This is a genomic window from Vibrio sp. B1-2 (genome assembly GCF_963888445.1).
GTDB classification, from domain to species: domain Bacteria; phylum Pseudomonadota; class Gammaproteobacteria; order Enterobacterales; family Vibrionaceae; genus Vibrio; species Vibrio anguillarum.
The window spans coordinates 320,919-339,495 of sequence record NZ_CAWPJH010000011.1 but is presented as its reverse complement, the minus strand read 5'-3'; the positions used below and the strand labels follow the sequence as shown (position 1 = coordinate 339,495).

15 protein-coding genes are annotated in these 18,577 nt (G+C 42.2%); 13 read left to right on the top strand and 2 right to left on the bottom strand.

Going from position 1 to position 18,577, the window contains the following annotated elements; all coding sequences use genetic code 11:
• The first annotated feature begins 45 nt into the window (after positions 1-45).
• From AACQ75_RS06565 to rmf, 9 genes are all read left to right on the top strand, one after another.
• On the top strand, positions 46-264 hold the full coding sequence (locus AACQ75_RS06565) for a DUF2835 domain-containing protein (protein ID WP_013856912.1): 219 nt from the start codon (positions 46-48) through the stop codon (positions 262-264).
• A 182-nt stretch (positions 265-446) separates the two neighbouring features.
• Complete coding sequence (locus tag AACQ75_RS06560) at positions 447-5,288, top strand: NAD-glutamate dehydrogenase (protein ID WP_170888446.1); 4,842 nt, start codon at positions 447-449, stop codon at positions 5,286-5,288.
• A 45-nt stretch (positions 5,289-5,333) separates the two neighbouring features.
• A complete protein-coding gene (gene pyrD / locus AACQ75_RS06555; RefSeq protein WP_017044698.1) occupies positions 5,334-6,344 on the top strand; it encodes a quinone-dependent dihydroorotate dehydrogenase in 1,011 nt (336 codons plus the stop codon).
• A gap of 189 nt (positions 6,345-6,533) precedes the next feature.
• Entirely contained in the window at positions 6,534-7,076 is a 543-nt protein-coding gene (locus AACQ75_RS06550) for a cell division protein ZapC (protein ID WP_170888445.1), read from the top strand.
• A 476-nt stretch (positions 7,077-7,552) separates the two neighbouring features.
• Entirely contained in the window at positions 7,553-9,682 is a 2,130-nt protein-coding gene (gene rlmKL, locus AACQ75_RS06545; RefSeq protein ID WP_170888444.1) for a bifunctional 23S rRNA (guanine(2069)-N(7))-methyltransferase RlmK/23S rRNA (guanine(2445)-N(2))-methyltransferase RlmL, read from the top strand.
• 3 nt (positions 9,683-9,685) lie between these two features.
• A complete protein-coding gene (locus AACQ75_RS06540) occupies positions 9,686-9,934 on the top strand; it encodes a glutaredoxin family protein (RefSeq protein ID WP_013856908.1) in 249 nt (82 codons plus the stop codon).
• The gene (locus AACQ75_RS06535) at positions 9,912-11,828 is read left to right on the top strand and encodes an ABC transporter ATP-binding protein (protein ID WP_170888443.1); all 1,917 of its coding nucleotides are present in this window, start codon (positions 9,912-9,914) and stop codon (positions 11,826-11,828) included. The genes AACQ75_RS06540 and AACQ75_RS06535 overlap by 23 nt, the downstream gene beginning before the upstream one ends.
• Positions 11,829-11,837: 9 nt before the next feature.
• Positions 11,838-13,727 (top strand): DUF3466 family protein, encoded by a 1,890-nt coding sequence (locus AACQ75_RS06530; protein WP_170888442.1) that lies wholly within the window; start codon positions 11,838-11,840, stop codon positions 13,725-13,727.
• Between the two features lie 169 nt (positions 13,728-13,896).
• Positions 13,897-14,070: a ribosome modulation factor gene (rmf, locus tag AACQ75_RS06525; protein ID WP_010320553.1), complete on the top strand. Its 174-nt coding sequence runs from the start codon at positions 13,897-13,899 to the stop codon at positions 14,068-14,070.
• Between the two features lie 136 nt (positions 14,071-14,206).
• On the opposite strand, the gene fabA is transcribed toward rmf, so the two are convergent.
• Both fabA and AACQ75_RS06515 read right to left on the bottom strand, forming a co-directional pair.
• Complete coding sequence (gene fabA / locus AACQ75_RS06520) at positions 14,207-14,725, bottom strand: bifunctional 3-hydroxydecanoyl-ACP dehydratase/trans-2-decenoyl-ACP isomerase (protein WP_170888441.1); 519 nt, start codon at positions 14,723-14,725, stop codon at positions 14,207-14,209.
• 71 nt (positions 14,726-14,796) lie between these two features.
• The gene (locus tag AACQ75_RS06515; protein WP_170888440.1) at positions 14,797-16,440 is read right to left on the bottom strand and encodes a S16 family serine protease; all 1,644 of its coding nucleotides are present in this window, start codon (positions 16,438-16,440) and stop codon (positions 14,797-14,799) included.
• 164 nt (positions 16,441-16,604) lie between these two features.
• On the opposite strand from AACQ75_RS06515, the gene matP reads away from it, so the two are divergent.
• The 4 genes from matP to AACQ75_RS06495 all read left to right on the top strand — a co-directional run bounded on the left by matP (position 16,605) and on the right by AACQ75_RS06495 (position 18,528).
• Positions 16,605-17,054: a macrodomain Ter protein MatP gene (gene matP / locus AACQ75_RS06510; protein WP_026027109.1), complete on the top strand. Its 450-nt coding sequence runs from the start codon at positions 16,605-16,607 to the stop codon at positions 17,052-17,054.
• A 14-nt stretch (positions 17,055-17,068) separates the two neighbouring features.
• Positions 17,069-17,386, top strand: a complete 318-nt coding sequence (locus AACQ75_RS06505) for a DUF3634 family protein (protein WP_013856901.1) — start codon at positions 17,069-17,071, stop codon at positions 17,384-17,386.
• Positions 17,387-17,514: 128 nt separating this feature from the next.
• Positions 17,515-17,850: a hypothetical protein gene (locus AACQ75_RS06500; protein WP_013856900.1), complete on the top strand. Its 336-nt coding sequence runs from the start codon at positions 17,515-17,517 to the stop codon at positions 17,848-17,850.
• 267 nt (positions 17,851-18,117) lie between these two features.
• The gene (locus AACQ75_RS06495; protein WP_094129169.1) at positions 18,118-18,528 is read left to right on the top strand and encodes a DUF3653 domain-containing protein; all 411 of its coding nucleotides are present in this window, start codon (positions 18,118-18,120) and stop codon (positions 18,526-18,528) included.
• Positions 18,529-18,577: the final 49 nt, after the last annotated feature.

Sequence of the window (18,577 nt, the reverse complement as noted above, 5' to 3'; positions counted from 1 at the left end):
GCGAGGTGACAGATAGGTCTCCTCGCTCTATTTTGGTTAACGGCTATGAAGCAATACTATTTTACTCTCAATATTTCTTATCAAACTTACTTAGCGCACTATTCTGGCGTAGCAAGCTCTGTACAAGTCTACACAGATCAAGGTTTACGCCTTCAGCTACCCGCGTCTCGATTTCGTCCATTTCTTAGCCAAATTGGAGTAAAAGGTCGATTTCGGCTGACAACTGACCAAAATAACAAGTTTGTAAAGTTAGAAACTCTGTGAGCTGCTGATTTTCTAGATATTTAAATAGGAATCTTAATCACATTCTCAAACATTTCACCTCAGACCTGCCCTAAAACTGTTAACTATTTGTCAATAAAGCTTTTACAATAAAGCAAGCATTACCAATGGTAAGCGCTATGCTTACCGCATACCCTACAAAAATAATAATCTTGGAGTCTACTATGACTGCGCGTGAAACTTTAGTGCCAGTTCTGCTTGAAAAAGTGTACAAACTGATTCAAGACAAACTCGATCTTGCTCATCAACCGCTCGTGACCCAACTTGCTCAACATCTATTTAGTAACATTTCGAAAGATGATCTGACTGAACGTAATGAATCTGACTTATATGGTGCGATAGTTAGCCTATGGCACCATATTAACGAGAAAAACCCAGAGGAGCGCTCAGTGCGGGTATTTAACCCGACAGTAAGCCGCCAAGGTTGGCAGTCAACGCACACGATTGTTGAAATAGTAATCCCTGATAGTCCGTTTCTTGTGGACTCCATTAAAATGGCGCTCAGCCGTTTGGATTTATCGTCACACCTCATGCTCAATGGTCCAACGCAAATCTCGCGCACCGATAACGGTGTTATTACTTCGGTAAACCAAGGTGAGGGTGTTCTGCAATCTCTTTTTCATATTGAAGTCGACCGCCTTAGCAGCAAAGAAGCGATGACACAGTTGAAAAATGAGTTGCTTAGTATTCTGAGCGATACAGCTTTAGTGGTGCAAGACTGGCAACCAATGTCAGAAAAACTGGTGCAAGTGATTGCGCAATTAGAGACACAAAAAGAGTTCATTCCTGTAGAAAGTGATCGTTACGAAGAAACCATCAAATTCTTAAAGTGGATGGGAAATCATAATTTCACTTTCATGGGGTACAAAGAATACGACCTCGTGACAGTCGAAGGCGATACTGAACTGAGACCAACAGCAGAAAAAGGGCTGGGTTTATTTTCTGATTCAAAACGTGTGCGCAGCGTAAAATTATCTGACTTTCCTGATTCCGCGCGCCTTGAAGCCAAAAAGCCTTTTTTATTGATTGTCACTAAAGGCAATACCCAATCACGTATCCACCGCCCAGCTTATACCGATTATATCGGCGTTAAAAAGTTCGACAAGGCAGGTAAAGTGATCGGTGAACATCGTTTCACTGGTCTATATACCTCGGCGGTATATAACCAAAGTGTCGAAACTATTCCGCTGATCCGCGAAAAAGTAGAACGTATCCTAAAAGCCAGCGGTTATCGTGCAGGCTCGTATTCCTATAAAGCGCTGCACAATATTCTAGAAAACTATCCTCGTGATGAGTTACTGCAAGCACGTGAAGAAGAGATGTTAGAAGTTGGGATGGGCGTAGTGCAAATGCAAGATAGGGATTTGCTGCGTCTGTTTGTTCGTAAAGACCCGTTTGGTCGTTTCTTCAGTTGCATGGTCTATGTGACCAAAGAGCGCTATAACACCGAGCTTCGCCGCCAAACGCAACGAATTTTCAAACAGTACTTTGGTTGTGAGCAAGATGTTGAGTTCACCACTTATTTTTCAGAAAGCCCATTGGCAAGAACACACTACATCGTACGTGTTGATAATAACAATATGGATGTCGATGTAAAAACGGTAGAGCAGAATTTAATGGAAGCATCATCAACTTGGGATGATCGTTTATCAGATGCGATCGTAGCAAACTTTGGAGAGAGTAAAGGACTGCCATTATCGAAAGAATACATGCGCGCATTCCCTCGTTCTTACAAAGAAGACATGATGCCGGGTTCAGCGGTGGATGATATCCAGCGATTGGAAGCCTTAGATGAAGAGCACAAACTCGGCATGTTGTTCTATCGCCCACAAGAAGAAGCGGCCGATTCAAAAGCGGTGCGCTTAAAACTCTATCACCGTGACGAGCCAATCCATCTTTCTGATGTGATGCCGATGTTGGAAAACTTAGGGCTGAGGGTGATCGGAGAGTCACCTTATGAAGTACGCAAGTTAAATGGACAAACGTATTGGATCTTAGATTTCTCAATGCTGCATAAGAGCGATAAGAGTGTCGATCTTCGAGAAGCGAGAGATCGTTTTCAACAAGCATTTGCGGCTATTTGGGCTGGTGAATTAGAGAGTGATGGCTTCAACCGACTAGTACTCGGTGCTTCATTAACGGGGCGCGAAGTATCGATTCTTCGTGCTTATGCGCGTTACATGCGCCAAGTGGGTTTCCCATTCAGTCAACAATATATTGAAGATACACTCAGCCATTATCCAGATGTAGCAAAAGGGCTGGTGGAACTATTCTTAAAGCGGTTTGATCCTAAACACAAAGGGGCTCAAAAAGGGCAAACGGATCTTATTAACGCTATTACTGAAGAGTTAGATCGTGTTGATAGCTTGGATGATGATCGTATTATTCGTCGTTATATGGAGATGATCAGTGCAACGATCCGTACTAACTACTTCCAGCTGGATGAAAACAATCAGATCAAACCTTGGCTTTCTTTAAAAATGAAACCGAAAGAGATTTCTGAAATTCCAGCTCCTGTGCCGGCTTTCGAAATCTTCGTTTATGCGCCTGATATTGAAGGTGTTCATTTACGTGGTGGTAAAATAGCACGTGGCGGATTACGTTGGTCTGATCGCCAAGAAGATTTCCGTACCGAGATTCTAGGGTTAGTGAAAGCGCAACAGGTAAAAAATACCGTTATTGTTCCTGTGGGAGCAAAAGGTGGTTTTGTGTGTAAGAAACAGCACATGTTTACCACGCGTGATGAGATCTTTGCCGAGGGACAACGCTGCTATAAACGTTTTATTCGTGCATTACTCGATGTTTCCGACAATATTATTGAAGGCGAAGTCGTTCCACCTAAAAATGTCGTTCGTCATGATGAAGATGACCCTTACTTAGTTGTAGCCGCGGATAAAGGGACAGCAACATTTTCCGATTTGGCTAACTCAGTGTCAGCAGAATACAATTTCTGGCTAGGTGACGCTTTTGCTTCTGGTGGTTCAAATGGTTACGACCATAAAGCCATGGGGATTACAGCAAAAGGGGGATGGGAGTCAGTCAAGCGCCACTTCCGTGAGATGGGCATTAACTGCCAAACCACAGATTTCACAGCGATTGGCATCGGCGATATGGCTGGAGATGTGTTCGGTAATGGGATGCTGCTGTCTAAACACATCTGTTTGCAAGCAGCGTTTAACCATTTGCATATTTTCATCGATCCAACACCAAATTCAGCAAAAAGTTGGGAAGAGCGCAATCGCTTATTCAACACGCCACGATCTAGCTGGGAAGATTACAACGCAAAGTTGATCTCAAAAGGTGGTGGCATCTTCTCTCGCAAAGCGAAATCGATCACCTTAACGCCTGAAATTCAAAAAATGATCGGCACTAAGAAGGCTTCTGTTGCGCCTAATGAGCTGATTAAAATGATTTTGAAAATGGAAGTGGATCTTCTGTGGAACGGAGGCATCGGCACCTATGTTAAATCATCGAAAGAGAGCCATTCTGATGTAGGTGACCGTGCTAACGATGCTCTAAGAATTGATGGACGCGATCTTCGTACAAAAGTGATCGGTGAAGGTGGTAACTTAGGTATGACTCAACTTGGACGTGTTGAGTATGCATTAACTGGTGGTCGTGTTAATACCGACTTTGTTGATAACGTTGGCGGCGTCGATTGCTCGGATAATGAAGTTAATATTAAGATCTTCTTGAATGGCTTGGTGGCGAATGGTGATCTTACCGTCAAACAACGTAATCAGATCTTAGAGTCGATGGAAGACGAAGTAGGAGGCATCGTTATTGAAGATGCTTACGCTCAATCTGAAGCTATTTCTGTCACTGAGCAACAGGGTGTATCGTTAGTTAAAGAGCAAATTCGTTTCATCCATGCTATGGAAAAAGCAGGGCACCTTGACCGAGCATTGGAATATATTCCAGATGATGAAACTTTGCTTGAGCGTGAGAAGCAGGGATTTGCATTAACCCGTCCGGAGCTATCGGTATTAGTGGCATACGGCAAAATGGTGTTGAAAGAGGAATTGGCTTGTGAAGAGATTTCACACGATGAATTCCATTCACAGCAGTTGATCAACTATTTCCCTACTGAGTTACGTCGTAACTATTCTCAGCACATGCAACAGCATCCACTTCGTGCAGAGATCATTGCTACGGCTCTGGCCAATCAGATGGTGAACGAAATGGGATGTAATTTCGTGACCCGTCTGCAAGAAGAGACTGGTGCGAATGTTGTCGATATTGCCAATGCTTACACTGCGGCAAGAGAAATCTATGGTTTAGGCCGTGTTCTTGAGCAGGTTCGTTTACTCGACAATAAAGCAGAAGCCGATGCACAGTACGATGTGATTTTCTTAGTACGCCGAACCTTACGCCGCTTATCTCGTTGGTTGCTGCGTAATCGTTCAGGCAAACAATCGGCCAAAGATTTGATTGCGCTTTATCAAACTGACGTCAATGCCGTTTCCGCTGAACTAGATAATATGCTCGTTGCTGAAGAGGTTGCAGAGCATAATGCCATGGCTCAAGTCTGGATTGATAAAGGCATTAACTCAGAACTGGCGAATTACGTTGCTCGTTTATCAAGCCTGTACTCAGCACTGGATATATCTACAGTGGCACGTGATAAAGGTAAGACTGTTGCTCAGACAGCTAAGCTTTACTTTAACTTAGGTGATCGTTTATCACTGCACTGGTTCTTAAAACAGATTAACGGTCAAGCGGTGGATAACAATTGGCAAGCACTAGCTCGCGCTGCATTCCGTGAAGATTTAGACTGGCAGCAGCGTCAACTCACTGCGCAAGTATTGAATTGTACTTGTGCACCAGAAGAACTCGATGTAATGAAAGCACTGGATGAATGGATTGCTAGTAATGAAGTATCCTTAATGCGCTGGGAGAGTATCCTCAACGAATTTAAAGTTGGTGCAGTACATGAATTTGCAAAATTCTCAGTAGCATTAAGAGAATTAGTACTTTTAAATTTGAATTGTGCGGCAAATGAGTAAATAATAATGCCCCGTTTATACGGGGCTTTTTATTTCGGAGGCACAATGCTCTACCGCTTAGCCAGGACTGGCTTTTTTCAACTTGATGCCGAAAAGGCACATGATCTCGCCATTGAAAACTTTAAACGTTTCACAGGCACTCCTCTTGATCTCTTCTATCGTCAACACTTACCCAATCGCCCAGTCGAATGCATGGGTTTAACTTTTAGAAACCCTGTAGGTTTGGCCGCTGGCCTAGATAAAAATGGGGAATGCATAGAAGCTTTTGGTGCAATGGGGTTTGGTTTTGTCGAAGTTGGTACCGTGACTCCACGTCCTCAATCTGGTAACGATAAACCGCGTTTATTCCGTTTGATCCAAGCGGAAGGTATTATCAATCGAATGGGCTTTAACAACTTAGGTGTCGACAACCTGGTTGAGAACGTTAAGAAAGCTAAATATGACGGCATTATCGGTATCAACATTGGAAAGAATAAAGATACACCGATTGAAAATGGGGCAGATGACTATCTTATTTGTATGGAGAAAGTTTACCCATATGCTGGTTACATAGCAGTGAACATTTCATCCCCCAACACTCCTGGGTTACGAACGTTACAATATGGTGAGGCATTGGATGATTTGCTTGCCGTACTGAAAGCGAAGCAATCTGAATTGGCTAAGCTGCATAATAAATACGTTCCGTTAACATTAAAGATCGCTCCCGATCTTTCTGATGACGAACTTAAACAAATTTGCCAATCGTTACTCAAGCATAATATTGATGGCGTTATCGCGACTAATACCACATTGGATCGGTCGCTGGTGGAAGGTATGAAATTCGCGAATGAAGCGGGTGGGTTAAGTGGCCGTCCTGTTCAATCAAGAAGTACTGAAGTGATTAAGTGCTTGTACCAAGAGTTGGGTGATAAGCTGCCCATTATTGGAGTGGGTGGTATTGATTCTTGTATCGCTGCAAAAGAAAAAATGTTGGCGGGCGCGAAACTAGTACAAGTCTATTCAGGATTCATTTACCACGGCCCAGGCTTAGTGAGAGATATTGTCAAGAACCTGTAAATAAGTGCGATTTAAAGGTATTTACTCAGAAAAATAAAAAGTGACTGGGTCAAAGTAAGAGGGAATGAGTTATTCATTTCCTCTTTTTTTTTATATTTCTGTTCTTAAAATTACATTCACTAGCTGGCAAAGGTAATTAAGCGTTTTACCTAATAGTTTGATAATTCATTAAAATTAGAGAGTGGAACGATGCTTAAACCAAGTGACAAATGGAGTTGGTATTATTCAGATAGCGAAAGCTGCCTGATGTTGTACCTTGGTGATGAGATGGTTTTTAAGACCAATCTTTACCGTAATCTGCTCGTCGATTGTGCTTTTGCTGAGAATCATTTTTCAGTCGATGATGCGAGTGCTTTCCAAACCTACAAAGAGCAAATTGCCTATTTAGGTTTAAGTGAGCCAAGACAAGCCGAATTAGCACTCTATTGTGTTGCCGCTAAGCGTTTTCATAAACCTGTCCAGCCTAAAAGTTGGTTTTTTGATCATCAAGGCTACGGTTTTGAACCGAGTGAAGGTGACATTGTTCGGTTGGTCAACGGCTACAGCCAAGGTTATTTCATCGTACTTGAGGTAGGGGACTGCGCTAGTCTTTGCGCCTTAGTCGATTTGGATGCGTTCATACTGAATGGTTCCAAACAGCTGGAATTCGGACAGGTCATTAAGGTTATGCATGACCGTATGGCTTGCGCCAATCATATTTTTCTCGAAGAGCACGTTGCTCTTGTGAGTTAACTTTTCCCTAATAGCACAACGTTTCGTTCCTTTGTTTCATTTCCCATCGGCTTAATAGCCGATTTTTTTTGCCTAGAGCTTTTCCCCAACTCAATCCTATCCGTCTGAATTCGATCTTAAATGTGAGATTTGTTCAGGATTCTGATGTTTTTTTCTTTAAAAGTGACGTTATAAACAGTGTCTACATTGCTAGAAATGGCCGACATATTCCCATTTTTAGCTCATTTGTAATTAATTTACACTGCAAAAATCAATCTGGTATAGTCCAATTTTGCAGTGAATAAATACTCACTTATCCCGTAGACCTTGCTATATCTAGTGAGATGTTTTTGCAATGCTCGAAGCTTGTCTATTTGTAAAATTGGCGAGTAGTTAAGCAATTGAATGGTTGAGAAGGTGAAAGAGACACTTTGTTTTACTCAAGCGTGGGATTGTCAGGTATAATGCGTGGTCATTTTTATCAGTAAAAGAGCAGTATGAACCAATATCTAGCGGTTACCTCAAACGGTCTTGAGAACCTATTAGTTGAAGAACTAACCAAATTAGGGATTACGGACGCAAAACCCGTGCAGGCCGGGGTAAAATTTAAAGCGTCGAAAGAGCAGATTTATCGCTGTTGTTTGTGGAGCCGTCTAGCATCAAGATTTGTTCGCGTCCTCTCTGAATTTACCTGCCAAAATGATATGGATCTTTACTTGTCAGCAAGTTCAGTGAGCTGGGTTAATCATTTTCATAGTTCGAAAAAGTTTGTTGTCGACTTCAACGGCACAAATAACGAAATCCGCAACAGTCAGTACGGCGCGATGAAAGTAAAGGATGCGGTTGTCGACTGTTTCACCAAAAAGAACTTACCGCGCCCTTCGATCGATAAAGATCATGCAGATCTTCGTATCCATGTACGCTTGCATAAAGATAAAGCCATTTTAGGGATTGATATGGTGGGCGGTGGTTTACATCAGCGCGGTTACCGTACCGAAGCGGGGCGAGCACCACTTCGTGAAACATTAGCAGCGGCTATTATTTTGCGTAGTGGATGGAGTGAAACGAAGCCACTGCTCGACCCAATGTGTGGTTCTGGTACTTTGCTCATTGAGGCGGCCATGATGGCTGCTGGTATGGCCCCTAGTCTCAAGCGTCCAAAGTGGAGTTTCGAAGCTTTAGAGGATTTTGATGCAGAACTATGGGCGCAAATAAAATCAGAGGCCAATGTTCAAGCAAGACGTGGTGTCAAGAAAGTTGACTGTAAGTTCTTTGGTTTTGATAACGATGCACGAGTGCTGCAAACCGCGAAAGATAACGCTCGCCGCGCAGGGGTTGAAGAACTGATTACCTTCCAGCTAGGTGATGCGGCACTGATCAAACGTCCTGAAGGGTTTGAGGATGGTGTAGTTATCTGTAATCCACCCTATGGTGAACGTTTAGGTACACATCCTGGTTTGATTGCTTTATACACGGCATTTGGTGGGCAATTAAAGGCTGAATTTGGCGGTTGCCAAGCGTCGATTTTCTCAAGCTCTGACGAATTACTCAGTTGTTTGCGTATGCGCGCTGAAAAGCAGTTTAAGTTAAATAACGGTGCGTTACCTTGTCACCAAAAGAACTACTCAATTTCATTGCGCACGGTAGAGCCGGGAGCGTCTATTTCTCAAGAATCGGTGATTGCTCCTGATTTTTCGAATCGTTTAAAGAAAAATATTGCGAAAATTGGTAAGTGGGCGAAACGTGAATCACTCGATTGCTATCGTATTTATGACGCTGATTTGCCTGAATACAATGTTGCGATCGATGTTTATCTCGACCACCTAGTGATCCAAGAATACGCCGCACCTAAGGATATTCCAGAAGAAAAGGCGAAACGCCGTTTAACAGATATCATTCGTGCCGCGATTCAAGTCACCGGAACAGAAGCAAATAAAGTGGTACTCAAAGTTCGTGAAAAACAGAAAGGGCGCTCTCAATATCAAAAATTAGGGCAAATTTCTGAGACAATGGAAGTGAACGAGTATGGCGTTAAACTGATTGTCAATTTACATGATTATCTCGATACGGGTTTATTCCTTGATCATAAATTGACGCGTCGTCGCTTAGGGCAAATGGCAAAGGGTAAAGACTTCCTCAATCTATTTGCTTACACTGGCTCTGCAACCGTTCATGCCGCTTGCGGTGGAGCAAAATCAACCATGACGGTTGATATGTCTAAAACCTATTTAGAATGGGCTAAAGACAACTTAAAGCTCAACGGTCAAGTTGGACACCAGCATCGCTTTGAACAAGCCGACTGTGTGCAATGGCTAGAGACTGCAAAAGAACAATTTGATTTGATATTTATCGATCCGCCGACATTCTCAAATTCCAAACGTATGGAACACACATTTGATGTACAACGCGATCATATTAAGTTGATGGAAAATTTAAAACGTATCCTACGTCCAGAAGGTACGATTGTGTTTTCAAACAATAAACGACATTTTAAAATGGATTTAGAAGCGCTAGCTGAGCTTGGTTTAGTTGCTCAAAATATTTCAGCGCAAACATTGCCACTGGATTTTGAACGCAATAAGCAGATCCACAACTGCTGGACCATTTCCCATGCACGCAGTGAATAGGGAATGAAGTTGTTCACGCTTTACAGTACTGAAGGATGCCATCTCTGTGAGATGGCATTTCAGCTTGTTCAGCAGGCAAACATTGCTGAACAAGTACAACTTGTTGATATTGCATTTGATGATGCGCTCTTCTCTCGTTACGGGGTCACCATTCCGGTTCTTAAATACCAAGAATCCGAACTGAGCTGGCCCTTTGACCAACAAACATTACTTCATTGGTTAGAAAATAATGGCATTAATTACCATCCATAACGGTCAATTAGCATTTGGGGACCACCCATTACTCGATCATGCAGATTTCGCATTGCAAGAAAATGAACGAGTTTGTCTCGTCGGCCGGAACGGTGCAGGCAAGTCGACTATGATGAAAGTTCTTGCGAGAGAAATCATCATGGACGACGGAAAAATGCAGATAGAACAAGATGTTGTTGTTTCTCGATTAGAACAAGATCCGCCTAGAGATGAAGCCGGCACCGTTTTTGATTATGTTGCTGGTGGATTAGCGGAAGTTGGTGAGTATCTAAAGATCTATCAAGATCTTTTGGATCTCATCGTTGTCGATCCAAGTGAAAGTAATATCAATAAGTTATCTCGCATTCAAGAGCAGCTAGAGCATACAGGGGCATGGCGTTTTGAAGAACGTATTCAAAATGTTCTGGCGGCGTTGAAACTGGATGGCCACACCAAACTAACGGATTTATCCGGTGGATGGCAGCGTAAAGCGGCTCTTGCAAGAGCACTAGTGTGTGATCCTGATGTCCTTTTGCTTGATGAACCGACTAACCACCTTGATGTAACCACCATCGAATGGCTCGAAGGCTTTTTGAAAGATTTTAGAGGCTCGATCATCTTTGTATCGCATGACCGGACGTTCATCCACTCAATGGCGACACGCATTGTTGATCTTGACCGCGGTAAACTCAGCTCGTTTCCTGGTGATTATGATCAGTACCTTGTCGCCAAGGAAGAAGCCTTGCGCGTAGAAGAGATGCAAAATGCCGAGTTTGATAAGAAATTGGCCCAAGAAGAAGTTTGGATTCGCCAAGGCATCAAAGCGCGTCGTACTCGTAACGAAGGGCGTGTAAGAGCACTCAAGAAGCTAAGAGAAGAGCGTAATGATCGCCGTGAGGTACAGGGCAAAGCAAACTTGCAAATCGATGACGCTGCGCGTTCAGGAAAAATTGTCTTCGAAGCGAAGGATATTAGCTATAGCATTGATGGCAAAAACATTGTCTCGAACTTCAGTTTCAATATCATGCGTGGTGATCGCATTGCACTTATTGGCCCTAACGGATGCGGTAAAAGTACGCTGCTGAAACTGCTGTTGGGTGATTTACAACCTCAGAGTGGCAAATTACATTGCGGTACCAAACTTGAAGTTGCTTATTTTGATCAGTACCGTGAGATCCTCGATCCTGAGAAGTCGGTAATTGACAACTTAGCTGACGGAAAACAAGAAGTGATGGTGGCTGGGCGCCCACGGCACGCATTAAGCTACTTACAAGATTTCTTGTTTGCCCCTAAACGTGCGAGAACGCCAGTAAAAGCGCTATCTGGTGGTGAGAAAAACAGACTGTTGCTTGCTCGTATTTTCCTCAAACCGAATAATTTATTGATTTTAGATGAACCAACCAACGATTTAGATATCGAAACTTTGGAACTTTTAGAAGATTTGCTTGCCAATTACCAAGGCACATTGCTGCTTGTCAGCCACGATCGTCAATTTGTTGATAATACTGTAACAACGAGTTGGATTTTTGAAGGCGATGGCAAAATTGAAGAATTTGTTGGAGGCTATCACGATGCTCAGCAACAAAGAGCTCAGGTTTTGCAGTCACGAGTTGCTGAAAATGTCAGCAATAAAGAAAAAGTGGTTGAGGAAACTCTCAAAACAGCGCCAATTAAGACAAAACCTAAAAAGTTATCTTATAAACTGCAGCGAGAAATGGATGAGTTGCCCGCAATGTTAGAGCAACTTGAGAATGATATTGAAATGCTTCAACAGCAAGTGAACGATCCTGAGTTTTTCATGCAATCAGCAGACAAAACACAGCCCGTTTTAGATAAGTTAACTGCGAAAGACCAGGAGCTTGAAATTGCTTTCGAGCGCTGGGAAGAGCTCGAAGCAATGCAACAGGAAAGTTAGAGATTATTAATGAGTAGTAAAACATTTAAAATCACCGTAATTGCGGCCAGTATTCTGGCTGCCACTCAAGCTCATGCTGCACTTTACCAAATTGTAGAAGTGACACCCGGTAACTTAGTCGCTAATGAATATTATGGAAGGGCAATACAAAAAGATAACCTTTCAGCAAATCCTCTTGGATGTTTTACGGCCGGAAATAGCTGTAATGCTTTTGCGCTCGGTGGCGATACGCTCAATGGTTCTGATGGCATTTCCTATCGTGATGAAGTGCCATTCAAAATGGATAATCGTTTTGTTTATCAGGATATTGATGATCTCAAAAACTATTGCTCTAACGAACTCGGTTATTCTACTTGTGAGGCATGGGCTGATAAGCAATGGCATGGTTTTGAGTACAACAATGTTGAAACTGGCGGTTTGAAACGTGAGCGTGATGCTTGGGATAATGGTAGTTATCTACAAAATGCAGCGGCCTTTGTTAATTCATCGCAAGTTGTTTTGACTTTTGGCTCTATTGCAAATACTCAGAATACCGTTTTAACTGGGTTAGACGGTACTTCTGCTTTTGGTATTACGAGCAGCGGTTACACACAGTCTGGAAGTAATTACGCTCTAGGCTACCGTCAACGTGGTTTTTATAATGGCAATATTTTAAATCCACCAACAGACACCACAATTGTCAAAGACACAAATAATAAAATTGTTGAAAAAATGGGCCGGACGTTCGCTTATGATGTATTCAGTGATGGTACTCATAAGTTTGTGGTTGGTAGTTCATCAGTTAGCCCTTATTTAACGGGTAATGGTGATGATGATAACAAAGACTACAATGGCGATGTTAACACTTGTGTGAGTGATGGTCTCGATCCACAGTTAACTCGTCAGTGTCAAAATTTTGCATTTGCAACGCAAGCTTATATGTGGGATACAGCATCTACATCGACGGGTTACCGCGTAACAGGGTGGGTCGGTGATGTTGAAGCAAACCGTAGCGGATACTCTGCACAAGCAAGTGTAAGAGGCGCTGCTATTCCTACATCTGGCAGTTACGCTAACAAGCCGGTTATGGCTGGTTTTAATACCTATCGCGATGATAATGTGTTTAGAATGCAAGCAACAGTATTCTATCCTAATGCAAGTTACGACGTAACAACCCCTAAGCATGATATGTGGAGTAGTAAGGTTATTACTGGTACAGAACTGAAAGTGGATGGAGATGTGATTTACTCTAACTCATTAGCGACAGATATTAATAACCATTTAATCGTGATCGGTGAAACAAAACGCAAAGGCGATAAACCTGAAAGCGGCGCAGCAGCAAACCGTATTTTCGTGGCAGATGCTAATAGCGGAACACCTGTAGCTAACTATCTATCAGGTGGAATTTTCTTTACTGGTGCTGGCGGTGAAGCGAAAGCGATCAACAATTTCAATGAAATTGTCGGTCAAATCGATGCAGAAAAAGGTCGTGAAGATGGAGGCAAACAACGTCGTCATCGTGGCTTTATCTATCCTTTCAACGGTACAGGGAGTAATGCAGCAAGAATGGCATTATTCCAGAACCAAGGTTGGTGGCTAGATGATCTAACCAACGGTGGGGCTTACTCACAACATAATAACCAGTTCCGTATTTTTGAAGCCTCAGATATCAACGATGATGGTGTGATTGCAGCAAGTGCATTTAAATGTACTGGTGGCTATGACGATTTCTCCCATAACTCATACTGTACTTCTGGAGGTGAAAGCGTTGTCGCGATTAAACTGATCCCGATTGCTGCCGCGGCGGCTAGCGATATTGAAATCCGTAGCACGGCACTTCCACCCGTTGAACGTAAAGGCGGTAGTATGGGGTGGATTACTCTGACACTACTTGCTCTCTTTAGGTTCCGCAGAAAATAATTAAATAGTGTAAAGAATGGCGCAAGTTCACAATTTAGAATCTGCGCCTTTTTTGTAACTTGAGAAAGTCGAATTTTTGAGCAATTCTTAATTGTGGCGTAACAGATATGCCATGTAGATTTAATAGTTGTATGTAAGACACAAGTTACTGTATGAGGACTACACTATGATGAAGAGACAAAAGCGTGATCGCCTTGAAAGAGCACAGTCTCATGGGTATAAAGCTGGCTTAAACGGACGTTCCGTAGAGGCTTGCCCTTATCAACAAACGGACGCTCGTTCATATTGGCTAGGTGGTTGGCGCGATGCCAGAGATGACAAACAAGCTGGTCTCTACAAATAAACTCCCACATACATGCAAAAGGATTTAAGCCCCGGAAGGGGCTTTTTAGTATTCAAGCCACACTAAAGCACTATAACTAAGTATTTTTGATGAGAAAAAGCGACTCTATGAGTCGCTTATGAATAGTTTAACGTCATTAAAAAGCAGAAGTATCTTGGAAAAGACCTACTTTTAAGTCCTTTGCAACGTAAATCTCTTTGCCATCGACAAGAACGCGACCATCAGCTAGGCCCATTACAAGTTTACGGTTAACAACCCGTTTCATCGTGATTTCGTAAGTTACTTTTTTTGCTGTTGGTAGGATCTGACCTGTGAACTTAACTTCACCAACACCTAATGCCCGGCCTTTTCCTTTGCCACCAACCCAGCCAAGGAAGAAACCAACCAATTGCCACATCGCATCTAAACCTAAACAGCCAGGCATTACAGGATCGCCAGGGAAATGGCAATCGAAGAACCATAGATCAGGAGTAATATCTAACTCAGCAAGAATAAGGCCTTTACCATACTCGCCCTCGGTTTCTGACATTTTGGTGATGCGGTCCATCATCAACATATTTGGCGCTGGCAATTGAGGGTAGCCAGGCCCAAAAAGCTCACCTTGGTTAGAGGCTAGTAAGTCTTCACGATTATATGAATCTCGTTTATTCTGCATTATCAGTTACTCCAATTTTTGATAGGGTGCATATTAGGGAACACGTGTACGCTAAACAACTCCGATCAGTGCTACACAAACCAGTTTTTAATGCGCTCTGCAATACTGTGTGATTGGTCATGCCTTTCAAAGTTTTCAATACGTTGAGCAATTTTATTAATGATGCTTTCTTCGTCATCGCCTCTGAATGACGCACCCATAAGGATCGGTACGGCTTCATCAACTGTAGCGACTGGCCAAATATGAAATTCATCATTTTTAATGCTATTGACTACATCTTTATGAAGCGCAAGATGTTTTAGATTTGTTCTTGGTAGAATGACGCCTTGTCCACCCGTGAATCCCTGATGCTTACACACATGGTAGAAGCCTTCAATTTTTTCGTTTAGCCCGCCAACAGCTTGGACTCGCCCGAATTGATCAACCGCACCTGTCACAGCGATTTGTTGGTTAATGGGATGTTCAGATAAAGCGCTTACTAAAGAACATAACTCGGCTAGTGATGCACTGTCGCCATCCACTTCGCTGTATGATTGTTCGAAGACAACCGAAGCAGAATAGGGAAGCGGTGCGTCAAGGTTCATTGAACTGCTTACAAAGGCTTGCATTATCATCATGCCTTTTGCATGCAAATTACCACCGAGCTCGGCTTTGCGTTCGACATCGGTAATATCACCGTCACCAAAGTGCACAACGCATGAAATACGAGCTGGTTCACCATAGGAAAGAGGATGGCCAGCAACATCGATCACCGTTAATCCATTAACTTGGCCGACTTGTTCGCCTTGAGTTTCAATAATGACTTGTCCATCAAGTATGTCGTCGAGTGCTCGTTGCTGCAGATAAGACTCTCGATAATAGCGTTTGTCTAAGGCACTTTCGATATGAGATTTAGTAATCGGATACTGATTTGACTCTAAGGCCGCTTCTTCTATGAGTGTTCTGTGCCATATTACACATAACGGTGTGTAATGTTGATCTTCCGTGAAACGGGCACCTGCGGTCATAAGAGCAGGAATGGCATCTTCAGTCAGTGTAGGGAGTTGGTATTCTTCAGATATCCAACGTAAATAAGCGAGATAGGTCAATATCGACTGTTCATCAATTTTCAGGTCCAACTCTAATTCGGTGTAGAAACAAAAGCTTGAGCGGACGTCTGCATCCAAATAGTCGACATCGGCTAACTGGTTCCTATCACCTAAAATGATCAGTTTGACCTCATATCTTTTAGAGATTGGTGAGGGGTGTGGTGATTTAGCATCACAATTAATGGGGCTTACATCTTCGCCTAATACTGCCGCTTTTAATAATGGCCACATTTTAGGATTAGCCAACAGCATATTAGCGGAGATCAGAAGATAACCACCATTGGCTTTATCCAATAAACCAGGAATTTCGCTGGTGATAAGCCCATTTTCAGCGCGGTATTGGCCAAAGATAGTCTCCATATCGAGGGACTCCGTACAAATAACGTGCGAGTTTGGCTTTATTACTTGAAGTTTTTGACTGACTAATTGACGATAGATTGAGTTATCTGGCGCGTTGATCAACATCACTCGTGTAAAACCTTTCAATTGAACAAACTGCTGAATAGCGGTTGCTAGTCTGGGCTGTGTGTCGAGTAATGTTACCGGAGATAGACTAGGGTACTGAGCTAGTTGCGAGTGGAATTGATCATACTGAGGTGTGACTGAACGCCAAATATTTTGAGTCATTGAAATCTAGTGTTTATTAAAAGAAGCCAGATTATATAGAAAAATAGCAATGTCTAACAGCTCCATTATTATGCTTGATCTTGTTCGCTTTTTTGAATCCAAAAATTGAACTCTGAACGATGGTGGGTTACGCTGTCACCCTAACTTGGCATGGATTTTACGTTATGAAATATCAACAGCTTGAAAATTTGGAATCGGGTTGGAAGTGGCAATACTTAATTAATAAGTGGAAGGATGGCGAAACAATCACTCGTTATGTAGACAAAAGTGAAGCTCTAGCTGCAATTGAACAGTTAAAAAAAATAGAGCATGAACCCAATCTGGTTCTTGGGTGGATTGATCAGCACATGTCACTTGAACTGAGTAATAAACTCAAGCAAGCAATTAGAGCCAAACGCAAACGCCACTTTAATGCCGAGCAACTACACACCAGAAAGAAATCTATCGATCTCGATTATCGAGTGTGGGAAAAACTATCATATCGAGCCAATGAGCTTGGTTGCACTTTGTCTGACGCGATTGAATACCTGTTAAGTGAAGCATCTCGTAGCGAAAAAGCGAGTAGAACCGTCTCAAGTTTAAAAGAAGATTTAAGTAAATTACTGTCTGAATAAGAAAGGAGATAAAAATGTTGTATGTCATTCTGGCTGCTGCTGCAGTTATCTTTTGGTTAGTCGCTGTTGATCGGCCTATATTGAGAGTTAAATTCAAAGATGGTGTCGTAGCACAAGTTAAAGGTCATTTCCCTCCAAGTTTTAAACATAATGTGACTGAGATTGCTGAAAAGACAGATTTGAGCGGCGAACTGAAAGTTTACCAGCAGAGAACGGGTGTTAAGTTGGTTTTTTCTAAAGACGTACCTAAAAAAATTCAACAGCGTATTCGCAATGTTTTTCCTCATCAGGGATTTCATACAAAAGAGCAACGAACCAAGAAGTCACATTGAGTCTGCCATTCTTAAGTTACAGATTGTTTTCATTAAAAAACGAACATCGTCGAAACGATTAACTTTACACATCGTCCATTTATAACTCGCTGATATCATGATGGAAGTCTCTGTAAAGGTTCTCGACGATGAAAAAAATCTGTGTAGTTATCATTTCGTTAGTGATAGTAGTTTTCTGTTCAAAGGGTTATGCCGACGATTCAGAAAGTAATCCTGTCGCGAAATCAATAAAACAGCAAACGCTGAAAGCTCTTAAAAAATATAGATCTAAGCTTGATGGATATTGTGACGTGATGATCGAAATGAAGCATGTTCAAAGTTATGCAGAAATTGTAGGCGTTGGGACAAACGGTGATTACCAAATCTGCGCGAAAGCAAAATCTAAAATCAAGATAGGCAAAAAATTTAAATATAAAGTTCCAGAGAAATACATACGGATACAAATCAATGCAGCAGAGTTATGAGTAAGGTGTGATTTCACTGTGAAGTGGAAATTTGGATGTATGGTTTCAATTGCTATGATGGTTTATAAATCAAAGTGCGTATTATTTTGGCTTATGTGAAATCAATTTCTCTACTGAGTCAATAATCAGTATGCATTAAATAGACAGTATTTTAAGTACATCACAAACAACTAATATATATAAAACGCGATACTTAATGTCTATTGTCACCAAAACCCATGAAAAATATGATTTTTGTTCCATTAATGAAAATGAGAACAAGATCACATGAAAAAATCAGTCAGGGACGAACTTTACTGCCACGACCTTTATAAAAACCAAATTATCGACATTATGCTGTGGCATTTTGACGATCACAAAGAGGCAGCGGAATACTTCGGAGTTCACCCTAATACCGTTAAGAACTGGCAGAAAAACCACTCTTGGCCGCTTTCGGTTGTCCGTTTGCTTTTGATTAAGCATAGGGGCTATTTGCCAACGGGTAAGGCTTGGAGGGGCTTTAAAATACGTGGGGATGTGCTGTTTACGCCGTCAGGTCGCCAGTTGTCTGCGTATGACCTTCAGGAACTCGATATTCGTATGGAAATCGGCTCGAATGTGATCGAGTTCAGACGTAAAAAAAAGAGGTTTGTGACGAGTAGGCGCAAACGTAGCCGGGCTTTGATTCGGCCAACCTAAAAAGCGGCCCATCTTGATTCCTGTTACACTTATCAAAATCTTGATTTAT

Coding starts and splice junctions, on each gene's coding strand:
- AACQ75_RS06560 (WP_170888446.1), top strand. CDS start 447: ATGACTGCGCGTGAAACTTTAGTGCCAGTTCTGCTTGAAAAAGTGTAC.
- AACQ75_RS06540 (WP_013856908.1), top strand. CDS start 9,686: ATGAAGTTGTTCACGCTTTACAGTACTGAAGGATGCCATCTCTGTGAG.
- rmf (WP_010320553.1), top strand. CDS start 13,897: ATGAAGAGACAAAAGCGTGATCGCCTTGAAAGAGCACAGTCTCATGGG.
- AACQ75_RS06530 (WP_170888442.1), top strand. CDS start 11,838: ATGAGTAGTAAAACATTTAAAATCACCGTAATTGCGGCCAGTATTCTG.
- fabA (WP_170888441.1), bottom strand. CDS start 14,725: ATGCAGAATAAACGAGATTCATATAATCGTGAAGACTTACTAGCCTCT.
- AACQ75_RS06515 (WP_170888440.1), bottom strand. CDS start 16,440: ATGACTCAAAATATTTGGCGTTCAGTCACACCTCAGTATGATCAATTC.
- rlmKL (WP_170888444.1), top strand. CDS start 7,553: ATGAACCAATATCTAGCGGTTACCTCAAACGGTCTTGAGAACCTATTA.
- AACQ75_RS06505 (WP_013856901.1), top strand. CDS start 17,069: ATGTTGTATGTCATTCTGGCTGCTGCTGCAGTTATCTTTTGGTTAGTC.
- AACQ75_RS06500 (WP_013856900.1), top strand. CDS start 17,515: ATGAAAAAAATCTGTGTAGTTATCATTTCGTTAGTGATAGTAGTTTTC.
- AACQ75_RS06550 (WP_170888445.1), top strand. CDS start 6,534: ATGCTTAAACCAAGTGACAAATGGAGTTGGTATTATTCAGATAGCGAA.
- pyrD (WP_017044698.1), top strand. CDS start 5,334: ATGCTCTACCGCTTAGCCAGGACTGGCTTTTTTCAACTTGATGCCGAA.
- AACQ75_RS06495 (WP_094129169.1), top strand. CDS start 18,118: ATGAAAAAATCAGTCAGGGACGAACTTTACTGCCACGACCTTTATAAA.
- AACQ75_RS06565 (WP_013856912.1), top strand. CDS start 46: ATGAAGCAATACTATTTTACTCTCAATATTTCTTATCAAACTTACTTA.
- matP (WP_026027109.1), top strand. CDS start 16,605: ATGAAATATCAACAGCTTGAAAATTTGGAATCGGGTTGGAAGTGGCAA.
- AACQ75_RS06535 (WP_170888443.1), top strand. CDS start 9,912: ATGGCATTAATTACCATCCATAACGGTCAATTAGCATTTGGGGACCAC.